15 protein-coding genes and 3 tRNA genes are annotated in these 16,392 nt (G+C 63.3%); 6 read left to right on the plus strand and 12 right to left on the minus strand.

The features are described 5' to 3' along the window. The 9 genes from KU43P_RS03305 to KU43P_RS03345 all read right to left on the minus strand — a co-directional run bounded on the left by KU43P_RS03305 (position 1) and on the right by KU43P_RS03345 (position 8,390). On the minus strand, positions 1 to 1,278 hold the full coding sequence (locus KU43P_RS03305) for a Zn-dependent hydrolase (protein WP_317661065.1): 1,278 nt from the start codon (positions 1,276 to 1,278) through the stop codon (positions 1 to 3). A 154-nt stretch (positions 1,279 to 1,432) separates the two neighbouring features. Continuing rightward, positions 1,433 to 2,128 (minus strand): ABC transporter ATP-binding protein, encoded by a 696-nt coding sequence (locus KU43P_RS03310; RefSeq protein WP_317661066.1) that lies wholly within the window; start codon positions 2,126 to 2,128, stop codon positions 1,433 to 1,435. After that, entirely contained in the window at positions 2,128 to 2,880 is a 753-nt protein-coding gene (locus KU43P_RS03315; RefSeq protein ID WP_317661067.1) for an ABC transporter ATP-binding protein, read from the minus strand. Before KU43P_RS03315 ends, KU43P_RS03310 begins: the two co-directional genes overlap by 1 nt. After that, positions 2,880 to 3,899, minus strand: a complete 1,020-nt coding sequence (locus tag KU43P_RS03320; protein WP_317661068.1) for a branched-chain amino acid ABC transporter permease — start codon at positions 3,897 to 3,899, stop codon at positions 2,880 to 2,882. Before KU43P_RS03320 ends, KU43P_RS03315 begins: the two co-directional genes overlap by 1 nt. Before the next feature lie 2 nt (positions 3,900 to 3,901). Continuing rightward, positions 3,902 to 4,762 carry a branched-chain amino acid ABC transporter permease gene (locus KU43P_RS03325; RefSeq protein WP_317661069.1) on the minus strand — a complete coding sequence of 287 codons (861 nt, stop codon included), beginning with the start codon at positions 4,760 to 4,762 and terminating at the stop codon, positions 3,902 to 3,904. Positions 4,763 to 4,827: 65 nt separating this feature from the next. After that, positions 4,828 to 6,030 carry an ABC transporter substrate-binding protein gene (locus tag KU43P_RS03330; RefSeq protein ID WP_317661070.1) on the minus strand — a complete coding sequence of 401 codons (1,203 nt, stop codon included), beginning with the start codon at positions 6,028 to 6,030 and terminating at the stop codon, positions 4,828 to 4,830. Between the two features lie 90 nt (positions 6,031 to 6,120). Beyond that, positions 6,121 to 6,885 (minus strand): FadR/GntR family transcriptional regulator, encoded by a 765-nt coding sequence (locus tag KU43P_RS03335; protein WP_317661071.1) that lies wholly within the window; start codon positions 6,883 to 6,885, stop codon positions 6,121 to 6,123. Between the two features lie 164 nt (positions 6,886 to 7,049). After that, the gene (locus KU43P_RS03340; protein WP_317661072.1) at positions 7,050 to 7,277 is read right to left on the minus strand and encodes a PP0621 family protein; all 228 of its coding nucleotides are present in this window, start codon (positions 7,275 to 7,277) and stop codon (positions 7,050 to 7,052) included. Between the two features lie 93 nt (positions 7,278 to 7,370). Beyond that, positions 7,371 to 8,390: an outer membrane protein assembly factor BamD gene (locus KU43P_RS03345; protein ID WP_317661073.1), complete on the minus strand. Its 1,020-nt coding sequence runs from the start codon at positions 8,388 to 8,390 to the stop codon at positions 7,371 to 7,373. Between the two features lie 147 nt (positions 8,391 to 8,537). On the opposite strand from KU43P_RS03345, the gene rluD reads away from it, so the two are divergent. From rluD to KU43P_RS03375, 6 genes are all read left to right on the plus strand, one after another. Further along, the gene (rluD, locus tag KU43P_RS03350; protein ID WP_317661074.1) at positions 8,538 to 9,500 is read left to right on the plus strand and encodes a 23S rRNA pseudouridine(1911/1915/1917) synthase RluD; all 963 of its coding nucleotides are present in this window, start codon (positions 8,538 to 8,540) and stop codon (positions 9,498 to 9,500) included. Next, positions 9,497 to 10,237 carry a peptidoglycan editing factor PgeF gene (gene pgeF / locus KU43P_RS03355; RefSeq protein ID WP_317661075.1) on the plus strand — a complete coding sequence of 247 codons (741 nt, stop codon included), beginning with the start codon at positions 9,497 to 9,499 and terminating at the stop codon, positions 10,235 to 10,237. Before rluD ends, pgeF begins: the two co-directional genes overlap by 4 nt. A gap of 249 nt (positions 10,238 to 10,486) precedes the next feature. Beyond that, positions 10,487 to 13,051: an ATP-dependent chaperone ClpB gene (gene clpB, locus KU43P_RS03360; protein ID WP_317661076.1), complete on the plus strand. Its 2,565-nt coding sequence runs from the start codon at positions 10,487 to 10,489 to the stop codon at positions 13,049 to 13,051. A gap of 463 nt (positions 13,052 to 13,514) precedes the next feature. Beyond that, positions 13,515 to 13,590: transfer RNA gene (locus KU43P_RS03365), tRNA-Asn, on the plus strand. A gap of 4 nt (positions 13,591 to 13,594) precedes the next feature. Continuing rightward, a tRNA-Pro gene (locus KU43P_RS03370) sits at positions 13,595 to 13,671 on the plus strand. 6 nt (positions 13,672 to 13,677) lie between these two features. Next, positions 13,678 to 13,753, plus strand: a tRNA-Lys gene (locus KU43P_RS03375). Positions 13,754 to 14,021: 268 nt separating this feature from the next. Here the strand turns inward: KU43P_RS03375 and KU43P_RS03380 are convergent. The 3 genes from KU43P_RS03380 to KU43P_RS03390 all read right to left on the minus strand — a co-directional run bounded on the left by KU43P_RS03380 (position 14,022) and on the right by KU43P_RS03390 (position 16,337). Then, on the minus strand, positions 14,022 to 15,317 hold the full coding sequence (locus KU43P_RS03380) for an NAD(P)/FAD-dependent oxidoreductase (protein ID WP_317661077.1): 1,296 nt from the start codon (positions 15,315 to 15,317) through the stop codon (positions 14,022 to 14,024). A gap of 84 nt (positions 15,318 to 15,401) precedes the next feature. Beyond that, positions 15,402 to 15,575: a DUF3094 domain-containing protein gene (locus KU43P_RS03385; RefSeq protein ID WP_008091951.1), complete on the minus strand. Its 174-nt coding sequence runs from the start codon at positions 15,573 to 15,575 to the stop codon at positions 15,402 to 15,404. Between the two features lie 132 nt (positions 15,576 to 15,707). Further along, positions 15,708 to 16,337 (minus strand): DUF1780 domain-containing protein, encoded by a 630-nt coding sequence (locus KU43P_RS03390; protein WP_008091953.1) that lies wholly within the window; start codon positions 16,335 to 16,337, stop codon positions 15,708 to 15,710. Positions 16,338 to 16,392: the final 55 nt, after the last annotated feature.

Consider the following 16,392-nt stretch of genomic DNA (forward strand, 5'->3'; position numbering starts at 1 on the left):
TCAATGGGCTCCCTGGTTGGCGGCCTGGAACATGGCGCGCAACAGCACATCACAGCCGTCGGCGAGGTCCTGTGGCGCGGCGTTTTCGATTTCGTTGTGGCTGATGCCGCCTTCGCACGGTACGAAGATCATCCCGGCCGGGCCCAGCTCGGCGAGGAAGATCGCGTCGTGGCCGGCACCGCTGACGATGTCCATATGGCTCAGGCCCAGTTCGCGTGCTCCCTGACGCACGGCATCGACGCACTGCTCGGCGAAGTACAGCGGCGGGAAGTCGGCGGTGGGAGTCAGCTCGACGTGCAGGCCGTGCCTGGCGGCGCTGCTTTCGATGGCTGCGCGCACCTCGTCGACCATGGTTTGCAGATGACCGGGGTCGAGGTGGCGCAGGTCGATCGTCATGTTCACCTGGCCGGGGATGACGTTGCGCGAGCCCGGGTGCAGGTTCAGGCAGCCAACCGTGCCACAGGCATGCGGCTGGTGGGCATGGGCCACGCGGTTGATCGCTGCCACCACTTCGGCGGCGCCGACCAGTGCGTCCTTGCGCAGGTGCATCGGTGTTGGGCCGGCGTGCGCTTCGACACCGGTGAGCACCAGGTCGAACCACTTCTGCCCAAGGCAACCCTGGACCACGCCGATGGTGGTGCACTGGTCTTCCAGTACTGGGCCCTGTTCGATATGCGCCTCGAAGTAGGCGCCGACCGGGTGACCGGTAGGCACGCGCGGGCCGGCGTAGCCGATACGTGAGAGTTCGGCACCGACCGACAGGCCCTGGTCATCGACCTTGTCGAGGGTTTCCTGCAGGCCGAACTTACCGGCGAACACGCCCGAACCCATCATACATGGCGGGAAGCGCGAGCCCTCTTCGTTGGTCCATACCACCACTTCCAGCGGCGCTTCGGTGGTCAGTTGCAGGTCGTTGAGGGTGCGCATCACCTCCAGCCCGGCCATCACGCCGTAGCAACCATCGAACTTGCCACCAGTGGGCTGGGTGTCGATATGGCTGCCGGTCATCACCGGTGGCAAAGCCGGGTTACGTCCCGGGCGGCGGGCGAAGATGTTGCCGATGGCGTCGACGCTGACCGTGCAGCCGGCCTCGGTGCACCAGCGCACGAACAGGTCCCGGGCCTGGCGGTCGAGGTCGGTCAACGCCAGGCGGCACACACCGCCCTTGGCGGTGGCGCCGAGTTCGGCCAGGTCCATCAGCGACTGCCACAGGCGTTCACGGTTGACCAGTGCGCCCTGGCCGAGCAGGTGTTGCGAGGGATCGATGCGGGTATTCATGTGGCGTCTCTCCAATGGCGAGGATCTGTGTTGTCAGGGCTGGCCCTATCGCCGGCAAGCCGGCTCTCACAGGTACAGCGCAGGCCTTGAGGGCGATGCTGCCCTCTGTGGGAGCCGGCTTGCCGGCGATAGGGCCGGTGCCGGCACCACAAGGTCAGGCACTCAGGGCCAGGTAGCGGTTCTTGATGCTCGGGTCTTCGCGGAACTGGGCGGCGCTGCCCTGGTAGGCGACGCGGCCCTGTTCGAGCACGTAGTGCCGGTCGGCGAGGGCGTCGCAGACCATCAGGTTCTGCTCCACCAGCAGAATCGACAGGCCTTCGTCCTTGATCCGCCGCAGGATCTTCACCAGCTCGTCGACAATCACCGGCGCCAGGCCTTCGGTCGGCTCGTCGAGGATCAGCAGCTTGGGGTCGTTGAGCAGGGCGCGGGCGATGGCCAGCATCTGCTGCTCGCCACCGGAGAGGGCGAAGCCACCGTTGCGCCGGCGCTCTTTCAGGCGCGGGAACATGGTGTACACATCCTCCAGCTGCCAACGGCTGTCTTTGCGCACGGCAATCTTCAGGTTCTCCTCGACACTGAGCTGGCGGAAGATGCCGCGGTGTTCGGGCACCAGGGCGATGCCTTGGCGGGCAATATCGAAGATTTCGCGACCGACCAGTTGCTGGCCGTCGAAGGTGATCTGCCCCTGGCGCGGCCGCACGATGCCGAGAATGCTGCGCAGCGTGGTGGTCTTGCCTGCGCCGTTGCGCCCCAGCAGGGTCACCAGTTCGCCCGCGCCGACCTGCAGCGAGACGCCCTCGAGCACGTGGCTCTTGTCGTAGTAGGAATGGATCGATTCGACGTTGAGCATCAGGCGGCCTCTCCAAGGTAAGCAGTGCGCACGCGTTCGTCGTTACGCACCTGTTCCGGGGTACCCTCGACCAGGATTTGGCCGTGGCTCATGACGGTGATGCGCTGGCTGATCGACATGACGATGCTCATGTTGTGTTCGATCAGCAGCACGGTGTGGTCGCGGCCCAGGTCGCTGATCAGCTCGGTCATCACCGGGATGTCGTCGATGCCCATGCCCGAGGTGGGCTCGTCGAGCATCAGCAAGGTGGGCTTGGCGCAGATCGACATGCCCACTTCCAGCACCCGTTGCTGGCCGTGGGACAACTCGCCGGCCAGGGTGTCGGCGCGGGTGGTCAGCTTCAGGCGCTCCAGTACCTGGTCGGCGGTGTTCCAGTGGCTGCGCTTGTGCTCCACGCTGCGCCAGAAGTTCAGCGCGCCCAGGCCGTCGCGGCCCTGGGCGGCCAGGCGCAGGTTCTCGCGCACCGAGAGGTTCTGGAACAGGCTGGTGAGCTGGAACGAACGAGCCATGCCCAGCGCCACCCGGCCGTGGGACGGCTTGCGGATGATGTCCTGGCCGTTGAGCAGGATCTTGCCGGCGGTGGCCTGGCGTTCACCGGTCAAGCAGTGGAACAGGCTGGTCTTGCCGGCACCGTTGGGGCCGATGACCGTGTGGATGGTGCCGGCGCGCACCTTCAGGTCGACGCCGGCAACGGCCTTGAACGGCCCATAGGCCAGCTCGAGGTTGCGGGTTTCCAGGAGGTAGTCGCTCATCACAGGGTCTCCTTGGTCTTGGCGGGCGCCTTGGCCTCAGCCCGGCGCGACGGATACAGGCGTTTGCCCAGTTCGGCCAGGCCGCCCCACAGGCCGCCCCGCATGAACACCACCACCAGGATCAGGATCAGCCCCAGCAGCATCAGCCAGCGCGGCCACAGCTCCGACAGCACATCGCCCAGCACCACGATGGCGCCGGCCCCGAGCAAGGAGCCGAACAGCGAGCCGGTGCCGCCGACGATGGTCATGATCAGGATGTTCTCGCTCATCATCAGGTCGATGTTCGACAGCGGCGCGAAGTGCAGCAGCATCGCGTAGAGCGCACCGGCGATGCCGGTGATGGCGCCGGACAGCATGAACACCAGGATCTTGAAGTGACGGGTGTCGTAGCCGATGGCGGCGGCGCGGGTTTCGTTCTCGCGGATCGCCAGCAGAGTACTGCCGAACGGCGAGCGGATTACCCGCAGGGCACCGGCGAAGATCAGCAGGAACAGCACTGCGACGAACACGTAGAAGTGCCGAGGGTCGGCCAGGTCGACCAGTACATGGCCGGCAATCTCGATGTTCGGCCGTGGCACGTCGAGCAGGCCGTTGTCACCGCCGGTCCAGCCACTCAGGGTGTAGGCCAGGAAGTAGGCCATCTGGCTGAAAGCCAGGGTCAGCATGACGAAGTAGATACCTTTGCGGCGGATGGCCAGGGCACCGACCAGCAGCGCCAGAAAGGCGCCGAACACCGCCGCGCCGAGCAGCGCACTGAACATCCCCCATTTCAGATGGATCATCAGCAGCGCAGCGCCATAAGCACCCACACCGAAAAAGATGCCCTGGCCGAACGACAGCAGGCCGGTGTAGCCGAGCAGCAGGTTGCAGGCCAGCGCCGCCAAGGCAAAGATCAGGATTTCGGTGGCCAGGGTGGCCGACGGCAGTATCAGCGGCAACGCCACCAGGCTGGCGACCACCAGCAACAGCAGGGCCGGGGCGCGGCCTTTGGCGACGGGCAATGGATTTTTCTCGCTCATTGTCATGCTCTCCCGAACAGGCCGTAGGGACGTACCAGGATCACCGCCGCCATGGCGCCGTAGATCATCAGGCTGGCGCCTTGCGGCCAGAGGCTGGTCATCATGCTTTGCACCACGCCCACCAGCAGGCCGCCGACCAGGGCGCCGCCGAACGAGCCCATGCCGCCGATTACCACCACCACGAAGGCGATGCCGAGAATTTCCGGGCCGACGAACGGCTGGGCGCCACGCAGCGGGGCGAACAGCACCCCGGCGACACCGGCCAGGCCCACGCCCAGGGCGAAGGTGAGGGAAAACAGGCGGAAGATGTTGGTGCCCAGCAGCGACACGGTTTCGGTGCTTTCACTGCCGGCACGCACCAGGGCGCCGAAACGGGTGCGCTCCAGCAGCAGCCACAGGCCCAGGCCGATCAAGGCAGCGAAACCGATCAGGAACAGGCGGTAGTAGGGGTAGATGAAGTCGCCGATGATCAGCACCCCGCGCAGCTCGGGCGGCACGGCAATGTTCTTGCCGACCGGGCCCCAGATCAGCACCGAGGCTTCCTGGATGATCAGCGCTATTCCCAGCGTGACGAGGATCTGGAAGGTGTGCGGCAGGTGGTAGATCCGCTTGATCAACAGGCGCTCCACTCCCCAGGCCAGTGCCGCCACGGCCAGTGGCGCGATCAGCAGCGCCAGCCAGAAGTTGCCAGTGATCGCCACGGCGGTGTAGCAGAGGTAGGCGCCGAGCAAGAAGAACGCGCCATGGGCAAAGTTGACGAAGTTCAGCAGGCCGAAAATGATCGTCAGGCCCACGGCGATGAGGAAGTAGATCATCCCCAGGCCCAGGCCGTTTAGCAGTTGGAACAGGTACAAATCGAGCATGAGTGTGCCCTCGACAGCACGCAATGTGGCTGCCTGTACGAATGTTTTTGACTAACGCCGCGGCTTCAGGCCAGGGCGCAACCGGTGTGGTCGACCTCGACGAACGAGCGGCCGGCGCTGATGACTTCGGCCAGGTCGTCCTCGTCGCGCATCTGCCCCTGGGGCTTGCCGCGCAGCAGGTAGTAATCCTTCATGACCTGATGGTCGCCGGGGCGGATCAGCTCGTCGCCGGTCGGGCCCTGGAAGCGCATGCCTTGCAAGGCAGCAGATACGGCGGCGCCGTCGAAGGTGCCGGCCTTGCTGATGGCATCGAGCATCACCTTGGTGCCGATGTAGTCGGCCGCCAGCGGGTAGTTGGGGTTGATGCCGTAGGCCTTGCGCGTGGCCGCGACCAATTGCTTGTTGAGCGGGGTATCGACCTGGTGCCAGTACTGCGCGCCCAAGTACACGCCTTCGAGCACGTCGCTGCCCAGTTCCTGGAACTGGTCGAGCCCGGCCGACCACACCAGCAGCACTTTCATGCGGTCCTTGATGCCGAAGTTCACCGCCTGACGCAGGGCGTTGGACGATTGGCTGCCGAAGTTGAGCAGTACCAGCACGTCGGGCTTGGCGGCGATGGCGTTGGTCAGGTAGCCGGAGAATTCCTGCTCCTGCAGGGAGTGGTAGCTGTTGCCGATGTGTTCCACGCCGAACTCGGCGAACACCTTGCGGGCGTTGTCCAGCAGTGCATCGCCGAACACGTACTGCGGGGTGATTGTGTACCAGCGCTTGGCCTGGGGCAGTTGGCGAATCATCGGCACCAGCGTTTCGCGAATGGCGCCGTAGGTGGGCACCGACCAACGGAAGGTCGAGGCGTTGCAGTCCTTGCCGGTGATTTCGTCGGCGCCGACCGGGGTCATGAATACGCCGCCGGCCTTGTGGATTTCCTTCGACACCGCCAGTGCCGAGGACGACAGGGTGCAACCCTGGAAGAAGCGCGCGCCATCCTGGCCGATGGCTTCCTGTACCTTGCGCACCGCCTTGCCGGCATTGCCTTCGGTGTCGATGACTTTGTACTTGAGCGGGCGGCCGAGCAGCTCTGGGTGCTCGGCGATGGCCAGGCGCGACCCCATGTCGGCGTACTTGCCATAGCTGGCGAAGGCACCGGACATGGACTTGAGCCCGTAGAAGGTCAGCGGTTCGTTGGCGAATGCCCGGTGCGCTCCGAAGGGGAGGCTACCTAAGGCACCCAGGGCAAGGCCTGCCTTGAGCAGGGTACGTCTTTGCATGGGTAACTCCTTGGTTGTGGTTATTAGGCAGGAGTGGCAATGACAAAGCGGGTACGGCCGGGCCTGTGTGCAGGCCTCTGTACAGGCGGATCAGTGGTTGTGTTCGAACTCCAGCAGGAAGTGGCGGGCGACCTCGCCTTCGAGCGCGGTCATGTGGTGCTCGGCGTCGCACATGTGTTCGTGCATCAGCCGGCGTACAGCGGGCTCATCGCTGGCGCGCAGGGCGAGCATCAATTGCTTGTGGTAGTCGATGTTGGCCGCGGCGAACTGCTGGCGCTTGGGCAGGTAGGCTTTTTTCAGTACCACCAGGTCGCGTAGCAGGTCGTTGAGGAACACCGCCATGAAGCGCAGCAGCGGGTTGGGGCAGCGATGCGCCAACAGGGTGTGGAACTCCAGCTCTGCCAGGCGCTGTTCGCGCTGGCCTTGTTCGCTGTCTTCCGGGGTGCTGCAGAAATCGATATTGGCCTGCAGGGCGGCGTAGTCCGCGTCGCTGAGCTGGCCCATCACCGACACCGCCAGCTCGACTTCGATGACCTTGCGCAGCTGATACACCTGCTCGCCGTCGAGGTGCTGGAAGTGCAGGTAATTACGCAGTGCGCGGCTGGCGGGTTCGGTGCCGACCTCGTTCAGGTAGGCGCCGCCACTTGGGCCGGTGCGAGTGCTGACCAGGCCCTCGACTTCCAGGGCCTTGAGCGCCTCGCGGGCGGTGCCCTTGGAGCATTCGAAGTGCTCCATCAGCTCGCGCTCGGTGGGCAGACGGTCGCCGGGGTGCAAGGAATCGGTCACGATCGAGCGCTTGACCGATTCGACGATCACGTCGGACAGCTTCTGGCGCTTGCGTTTGGGTTTGAGCATTTCGCTATTTTTCATATTTATGCGGATAAATAGGATTTAGCGAATTTTGCCGGGGTGGGTCAATGCTGGCAGTGGGGAGAGGTCGTAAATGGAACGATTAGGTCGCAAACGTGTTAGTAGCGGCCTTGTAGAGAAAGGCCGCTCTTACAGCTACTGCGCAGGGGTTACTGGCGCCCTGGCCCTTGTTCCAGGTGCGCCGGGCTGCAATACCACTCGTTACCACGGTGCAGCGCCCGGTCATTGGGCAGGTGCACGCCGCAATGGGCGCAGCGCACCATCTTCAGCGGGGCATCGAGTTTGGGCTCGGAGGGCGATTGCTGGCTGGTCTTGAATTTGCGCCACAGCCAGAACGCGGCGGCGATCAGGGCGATCCAGAAAAGTAGGCGAACCATGGTGTCCAGCTTGTCGAGTGATGAAGGCGACAGTCTAGGATGCCGCCAATAAAAAAGGGAGGCCCTAGGCCTCCCTTTCTAGCAGCGCATGGCTCAGTCGAACAGGCCGAAGGTCATGTAGCTGAACCACGAACGGTCCTTCTCGGCTTCTTTCGGGCCTTCCGGCAGGATCGGGTCGCCATTCTCGTCCTTCGGCAGCAGCTCTTGCGGCATCTCCGAACGGGCGTCCTGGAACTGCTTGACCACGTCCTGGTTGGCGCGGGTCTCACCCGGTGGCAGCGGCGCGTCGGTCTCGATCAGGCCCAGGGTGGCCTTGGACAGCCAGCTGCGGCCATCGGACTCGGTCTGCTTCGGCTCGAACTGGCCATCGACCAGGCTCGGGTGGTCTGGGTAGTTGAGCTTGAGTGTTTCCAGGCTGGTGGCGGCCAGCTCGTCCAGGTGCATCTTCTGGTAGGCCTCGACCATCACCGCCAGGCCGTCGCCGACCGATGGGGTTTCCTGGAAGTTCTCCACCACGTAACGGCCACGGTTGGCGGCGGCGACGTAAGCCTGACGGCTCAGGTAGTAGTCGGCCACGTGGATTTCGTAGGCGGCCAGCAGGTTGCGCAGGTAGATCATGCGCTGCTTGGCGTCCGGCGCGTAGCGGCTGTTGGGGAAGCGGCTGGTGAGCTGGGCGAATTCGTTGTACGAGTCGCGTGCGGCACCTGGGTCACGCTTGGTCATGTCCAGCGGCAGGAAGCGCGCCAGCAGGCCACGGTCCTGGTCGAACGAAGTCAGGCCCTTGAGGTAGTAGGCGTAGTCGACGTTCGGGTGCTGCGGGTGCAGGCGGATGAAGCGCTCGGCAGCCGACTTGGCGGCCTCTGGCTCGGAGTTCTTGTAGTTGGCGTAGATCAGCTCGAGCTGTGCCTGGTCGGCGTAACGGCCGAACGGGTAGCGCGACTCCAGGGCCTTGAGCTTGTTCACGGCACTGTTGTAGCTGGAATTGTCCAGGTCAGCCTGGGCCTGCTGGTACAGCTCGGCCTCGCTGAGGTTCTCGTCGATGACTTCCTTATTGGAGGAACAGGCCGCGGTGAGCCCGAGGATGGCGATCAGCAGCAGGTGTTTCACTTGCATGGCGGCTTGCGTCCCTTTGACGGCCGCTGTCTTGGGCGGTGCCGTCCTGTTATGATGAGCGCCCCGGCCAACCCCGGGACAAAAGAAGCCGTATTTAACCACAAGCGTGCAGCTGAAACCAAAGGCTGTACGCCCGTCGAATCGAGCATGTCCGAGATCATTCAACTTAGCGCAGAGGTACCGTCCGAACTGGGCGGTCAACGCCTCGACCAGGTCGCCGCCCAATTGTTCGCCGAGTACTCGCGTTCGCGGCTTACTTCGTGGATCAAAGAGGGCCGCCTGACGGTCGACGGCGCGGTCGTGCGCCCTCGAGATACCGTCCATGGTGGCTCGCTGCTTGTCCTGGAGGCCGAGCAAGAGGCCCAGGGCGAGTGGGTGGCCGAAGACATCGAGCTGAACATCGTCTATGAAGACGACCAGATCCTGGTGATCAACAAGCCGGCCGGCCTGGTCGTGCACCCGGCTGCCGGGCATGCCAGTGGCACCCTGCTGAATGCTTTGCTGCACCATGTGCCGGATATCATCAACGTGCCGCGTGCCGGCATTGTCCACCGCCTGGACAAAGACACCACCGGTCTGATGGTCGTCGCCAAGACCCTGCAAGCGCAGACCAAGCTGGTCGAGCAGCTGCAAAGCCGTACGGTCAGCCGGATCTACGAGTGCATCGTGGTGGGTGTGGTGATCGCCGGGGGCAAGATCGACGCCCCAATCGGCCGGCACGGTGGCGTGCGCCAGCGCATGGCGGTAACCGAAGGCGGCAAGCCTGCGGTCAGTCACTACCGGGTGCTCAAGCGCTTCCGTTCGCACACCCATGTGCGGGTGAAGCTGGAAACCGGTCGTACCCACCAGATTCGTGTGCACATGGCGCATGTGGGTTACCCGCTGGTCGGCGACCAGACTTACGGTGTGCGTTTCCGCATTCCGCCAGCGGCCAGCGTGGCCATGGTCGAGGCGGTCAAGAACTTCCCGCGCCAGGCGTTGCACGCCCGCTTCCTGGCACTGGACCACCCGACCACCGGTGAACGGATGGAATGGGCTTCGCCGCTGCCGGACGACTTCACCTGGCTGTTGTCGCTGCTGAACCAGGACCGCGAGGCCTTTATCGGATGAGTGGCCTGACGCAGTCGCTGCTGTTCCCCGACTGGCCGGCCCCGGCCTCGGTACGCGCCTGTGTCACCACGCGTCAGGGCGGCATCAGTCTGCCGCCATACGAAACCTTCAATCTTGGCGACCACGTGGGCGACGACCCCGCGGCGGTTGCCGAGAACCGCCGCCGCCTGAGCGATGAGTTCGCCATCCAGCCGGCCTGGCTCAAGCAGGTGCATGGGCAGGTGGTGGCGGATGCCGACCCGGCCGTTGTGGCCGAGGCCGATGCCAGCTGGACCGACCAGCCGGGTATTGCCTGCACCGTGATGACTGCCGATTGCCTGCCTGCGCTGTTCTGCGACCGAGCGGGTACCCGCGTGGCTGCCGCTCATGCCGGCTGGCGTGGGTTGGCCGGTGGCGTGCTGGAAGCCACCCTTGACCGCCTGGCCGTGCCGCCTGAAGAGGTGCTGGTGTGGCTGGGCCCGGCTATTGGCCCGCAGGCGTTCGAAGTGGGGCTGGAAGTGCGCGACGCCTTCACGGCGGTGCATCCTGAGGCGGCCCGGGCGTTCGTCGAGGGTGAGCGGCCGGGCAAGTTGATTGCCGACATCTATGAGCTGGCGCGTATTCGCCTGGCGGCGCGTGGGGTGGCTGCCGTTTATGGGGGGGGTTACTGCACGGTCAGTGATGAGCGGTTCTTCTCCTATCGCCGTACCCCACAGGGTGGGCGTTTTGCCTCGCTCGTCTGGCTGGAGCCTCGTTAGTCAGTAGTGGCCTCATCGCCGGCAAGCCGGCTCCCACAGGCACCCCATAGCTTCTGAAAGCTGCGCATTACCTGTGGGAGCCGGCTTGCCGGCGATTGGGCCCCCGCTAATCCATCAAGCTGACCCCAGTCAACCCCGCTACGCTTGAATCTTCCAGAATCAGCCTTATCTATAAGGTCATCTCAGGCAGGTTTCTTCATTAAAGGCGCTGTCCATCGCTCCGACCTGCCCCTACAGGAAGGTATCCCCATGCGAATAGACCGTTTGACCAGCAAGCTGCAACTTGCAATATCCGATGCCCAATCCCTGGCCGTTGGCATGGATCACCCTGCCATCGAACCTGTGCACCTGCTGCAGGCGCTGATCGAGCAGCAGGGCGGCTCCATCAAGCCCCTGTTGATGCAAGTCGGTTTCGACATCAACAGCCTGCGCCAGGCATTGGTCAAGGAACTCGACCAACTACCGAAAATCCAGAACCCCACCGGTGACGTGAACATGTCGCAGGACCTGGCGCGCCTGCTCAACCAGGCCGACCGCCTGGCCCAGCAGAAGGGCGACCAGTTCATCTCCAGCGAGCTGGTGGTGCTCGCTGCCATGGATGAAAACAGCAAGCTCGGCAAACTGCTGCTGAGCCAGGGCGTCAGCAAGAAGGCCCTGGAAAACGCCATCAACAACCTGCGCGGCGGTGCGGCGGTGAATGACGCCAATGCCGAAGAGTCGCGCCAGGCGCTGGACAAGTACACCGTCGACCTGACCAAGCGTGCCGAAGAAGGCAAGCTCGACCCGGTGATCGGCCGTGACGATGAAATCCGTCGCACCGTGCAGGTGCTGCAGCGCCGTACCAAGAACAACCCGGTGCTGATCGGTGAGCCCGGCGTGGGCAAGACTGCCATCGCCGAGGGCCTGGCCCAGCGCATCATCAACGGCGAAGTGCCCGACGGCCTCAAAGGCAAGCGCCTGCTGGCGCTGGACATGGGCGCGCTGATTGCCGGTGCCAAGTACCGCGGCGAGTTCGAAGAGCGCCTCAAAGGCCTGCTCAACGAGCTGTCCAAGCAGGAAGGCCAGATCATCCTGTTCATCGACGAGCTGCACACCATGGTCGGCGCCGGTAAAGGCGAAGGCGCCATGGACGCTGGCAACATGCTCAAGCCTGCGCTGGCTCGTGGCGAGCTGCACTGTGTCGGTGCCACCACGCTCAACGAGTACCGTCAGTTCATCGAGAAGGACGCGGCGCTGGAGCGGCGCTTCCAGAAGGTGCTGGTGGAGGAGCCGAGCGAGGAAGACACCATCGCCATCCTGCGCGGCCTTAAAGAACGCTATGAAGTGCACCACAAGGTGGCGATCACCGACGGTGCGATCATTGCGGCGGCCAAGCTGAGCCACCGCTATATCACTGACCGTCAGTTGCCGGACAAGGCGATCGACCTGATTGACGAAGCGGCCAGCCGCATCCGCATGGAGATCGACTCCAAGCCGGAAGTGCTCGACCGCCTCGACCGTCGCCTCATTCAGCTGAAGGTGGAATCCCAGGCGCTGAAAAAGGAAGAAGACGAAGCGGCGAAAAAACGCCTCGAGAAGCTGACCGAAGAAATCGAGCGGCTTGAGCGCGAGTATTCCGACCTGGAAGAAATCTGGGCCTCGGAAAAAGCCGAAGTGCAGGGCTCGGCGCAGATCCAGCAAAAGATCGAGCAGGCCCGCCAGGAACTGGACGCCGCCCGTCGCAAAGGCGACCTGAACCGCATGGCCGAGCTGCAGTACGGAGTGATTCCGGACCTGGAGCGCAGCCTGCAGATGGTCGACCAGCACGGCAAAACGGAAAACCAGCTGCTGCGCAACAAGGTGACCGAGGAAGAAATCGCCGAAGTGGTCAGCAAGTGGACCGGCATCCCGGTGGCCAAGATGCTCGAAGGCGAGCGCGAGAAGCTGTTGAAGATGGAAGACCTGTTGCACCAGCGCGTGATCGGCCAGAACGAAGCAGTGACTGCCGTGGCCAATGCCGTACGCCGTTCGCGTGCCGGCCTGTCCGACCCGAACCGGCCGAGTGGTTCGTTCCTGTTCCTCGGCCCGACCGGTGTGGGCAAGACCGAGCTGTGCAAGGCGCTGGCCGAGTTCCTGTTCGACACCGAAGAGGCCATGGTGCGCATCGACATGTCCGAGTTCATGGAGAAGCACTCCGTGGCTCGCCTGATCGGCGCCCCACCAGGCTATGTAGGTTATGAAGAGGGCGGTTACCTGACCGAAGCGGTACGGCGCAAGCCTTACTCGGTGGTGCTGCTGGACGAGGTGGAGAAGGCCCACCCGGATGTGTTCAACGTGCTGCTGCAGGTGCTGGAAGACGGCCGCCTGACCGACAGCCACGGGCGCACCGTGGACTTCCGCAACACGGTGATCGTGATGACCTCCAACCTGGGTTCGGCGCAGATCCAGGAACTGGCCGGTGACCGCGAGGCGCAGCGTGCGGCAGTAATGGATGCCGTGGGTGCGCACTTCCGTCCGGAGTTCATCAACCGGATCGACGAAGTGGTGGTGTTCGAGCCACTGGGCCGCGAGCAGATCGCCGGTATCACCGAGATTCAGCTGGGCCGCTTGCGCAGTCGCCTGCTGGAACGCGAGCTGTCGCTGAGCCTGAGCCCGCAAGCGTTGGACAAGCTGATTGCCGTGGGTTACGACCCGGTGTACGGCGCACGGCCGCTGAAGCGGGCGATCCAGCGCTGGATCGAGAACCCGCTGGCGCAACTGATCCTGGCCGGCAAGTTCCTGCCGGGTTCGGCGATCACGGCCAAGGTGGAAGGCGACGATATCGTATTTGCCTGATTGCTCTGCTTGAAAAAACTGGCCCCGCATCTGCGGGGCTTTTTTTGCCTGAATGAGTGGTGTCCCCATCGCTGGCAAGCCAGCGCCTACAGGTACGGCGGTGTTTTCGAAGCCCAGCTGCGGTCAGTGTGGGAGCCGGCTTGCCGGCGATAGGGCCCGCCCAAACCCCGCAAAACCAGGCCCTCCCAACCTTTTTTGATAACTTGCTGAAAATTTTGAAATTTTTGCTTGCATCTAAAATCGAGTGCCCCTAATATACGCCGCGTTGTCAGCCACTAAGCGAATCACCAGCAACAACGGTGACCGCAAAACAACTTACAAATCAGTAAGTTGAATGAAAAAAAGGGGTTGACAAGCAAAACGAAGAATGTAGAATAGCCGGCCTCAGCAGCGACAACGCGAAAGCGAAGAAGCTGAAGGGTTCGAAGCTAACACAGCCTTCGAAGTTGTACCGAAGTTCAGTTCCGCGATAGCTCAGTCGGTAGAGCAAATGACTGTTAATCATTGGGTCCCTGGTTCGAGTCCAGGTCGCGGAGCCAATCTCGGGGTGTAGCGCAGTCCGGTAGCGCGCCTGCTTTGGGAGCAGGATGTCAGGAGTTCGAATCCCCTCACCCCGACCATTTTCCGGGTCGTTAGCTCAGTTGGTAGAGCAGTTGGCTTTTAACCAATTGGTCGTAGGTTCGAATCCTACACGACCCACCATGTAAAGAGGGCATCTCGAAAGAGATGCCCTTTTTCTTTTGCCTGAAATTTATCCCGCGCATAAAAAATGCACCTTTCGGTGCAGATCTTCTGTAGTCATTCAGCCATGGCACGGGCTGCTGTTGGTAGGCGGGCTGCTGGCCCTATCGCCGGCAAGCCGGCTCCCACAGGTGTTTCACAAGCCTTGAATGCTGTGCGTACCCTATGGGAGCCGGCTTGCCGGCGATGAGGCCAGTGCAAACAACCTGACCTCCAGCCACTTCCAAAATCAGTGCAGCTTCAACCGCGGCTCAGTGCCCCGCCCAATCTTGCTCCCCAGCATCATCAATGCCGTGCGGAAGAACCCATACAGCGCCATCTGGTGCATCCGGTACAGCGACACATAGAACATCCGCGCCAACCAGCCCTCCAGCTTCACGCTGCCCATCAGGTTACCCATCAAGTTGCCCACCGCCGAGAAGCGCGACAGCGAGACCAGCGAGCCGTAGTCCTTGTACTCGTAAGTCGGCAGCACGTTGTTCTCCAGCCGCGCCTTCAAGCTCTGCGCCAGCATCGAAGCCTGCTGGTGTGCCGCCTGGGCCCGTGGCGGCACATTGCGGTCGCTGCCCGGTTGCGGGCACGCGGCGCAGTCACCGAAGGCGAAGATGTTGTCGTCGCGGGTGGTCTGCAGGGTAGGGCGCACCACCAGCTGGTTGATGCGGTTGGTTTCCAGCCCGTCGATGTCCTTGAGGAAGCCCGGCGCACGGATACCCGCCGCCCACACCTTCAGGCTGGCCTGGATCACTTCACCGTCTTTGGTTTTCAGCCCGTCCTCGGTCACTTCGCTGACCGCGGCATTGGTCATTACCTTCACCCCGAGTTTTTCCAGGGTCTTGTGCACCGGCACGCTGATGCGCTCGGGCAGGGCAGGCAGCACCCGTGGGCCGGCCTCGATCAGGGTGATGTGCATGTCCTTGGGCTGGATGCGGTCCAGGCCATAGGCTGCCAGCTCGTGGGCCGCGTGGTGCAGCTCGGCCGCCAGTTCGACACCGGTGGCACCCGCGCCGACGATCGCCACGCTGATCTGCTCACTGGCCACGTCACCGGCGTGGGCACGCAGGTAGTGGTTGAGCAGTTGCTGGTGGAAGCGTTCGGCCTGCTTGCGGGTGTCCAGGAACAGGCAGTGCTGCGCTGCGCCCAGGGTGCCGAAATCGTTGGTGTTGCTGCCCACGGCGATCACCAGGGTGTCATAAGCCAGGGTGCGCGCAGGCAGCAGCTCGCGGCCCTCTTCATCGAGGGTGGCGGCCAGTTGGATCTGCTTGCCTTCACGATCAAGGCCGCTCATGCGCCCCAGCTGGAAGCTGAAGTGGTTCCACTTGGCCTGGGCCACGTAGTTCAGTTCGTCTTCCGAGGAGTTCAGCGAGCCAGCGGCCACTTCGTGTAGCAGCGGCTTCCAGATGTGCGTGAGGTTGGCGTCGACCAGGGTGATCTCGGCCTGCTTGCGCTTGCCCAGGCTTTTACCCAGGCGGGTCGCCAGTTCCAGGCCGCCGGCGCCGCCGCCGACAATCACGATGCGATGAGTCATGGGAATATCTCATAAGGTTTACGGAATTCGTGGCCATGCCGGCCGGCCGCAAACTGCACGAGGGGAGGGCGAGCGCGAAGCAGCTCATAGCACCAGTCCACTCAGCAGGCGGCTGATGAGGCCCAACCCGATGGTCACCGCCAGCACCAGCACAAGGAGCAACCAAGGCCGGAAAGGCCTGCGCTCGACTTGGTGCTGGGGGGCTCGCAGATACTCATCGACACGACGCTGATCTTCTGGATTCAGGCGGCTGGTCATGGTGGGCCTCGTCAGGTAGACGTTTGAGACTGCATGTACGCTACAGCGTTCATGCAAGCGCTTGAAACAAATGATAATGCTTTCTATCCCTGGCGCCGAGTGTACGCCATCGCAAAGACTCTCGGCACTGGATCAAAGACTGATGCCCACGTCGAACACGATGCTGCGCCCCAGGTTGCCACGCAGAAAATCCGGCGCGTCGGGATGGGCGAACAGCACCCGGGCGAAGGTCGGACCCACCAGTGACAGCGACCGCCAGCCCTGGCGCAGGTATTCGGTGGGCGGCGGGAAGTGGGTATTGAGGTCGAGCACTTCACGCTTGAGGCTGGCGAAGGCGATGATGTCTAGCTCGTTCAGGTCCAGCCCGCGCTCGCGGTAGTTGTGCGCCTTCTTGCGCAAGGTCGGGGCCAGGCGTGCCAGCAGCTCGCTTGCAGCAATGCGCCGGGGCCGCGCTTCGCGGCGCACCAGCTGGGCCAGGGAAAAGGCGCTGCGCCGGCGCTGAAGCTCTTCGCGCCATTCGTCATTGAGCCGGCGCCCTTCATCCAGTACGAAAAACACCTCGAACGCCGCGTCACGAAACAGCACGTCCGGTGGCTCCTGCCCGGCCGGGGTGAAATCCTCGCTGCGATAGGGGATGTTCAGCCCCTGCAGCAAGCGCTGGCATACCCAACGTTCCCGCTCCCACTTGCGTGCATTGGAGAGGAAGGCATTGGCTTGTTCGGCCTGGATGGTGAGCAGGCGCAGGTAGTCTGAGTCATCCATGCCACAAGCTTAGTCGCTAATTCATGACGATAAGATGCTGTTTTCAATGGGTGTA

Origin of the sequence: Pseudomonas sp. KU43P (genome assembly GCF_033095865.1) — a bacterium.
GTDB lineage: Bacteria > Pseudomonadota > Gammaproteobacteria > Pseudomonadales > Pseudomonadaceae > Aquipseudomonas.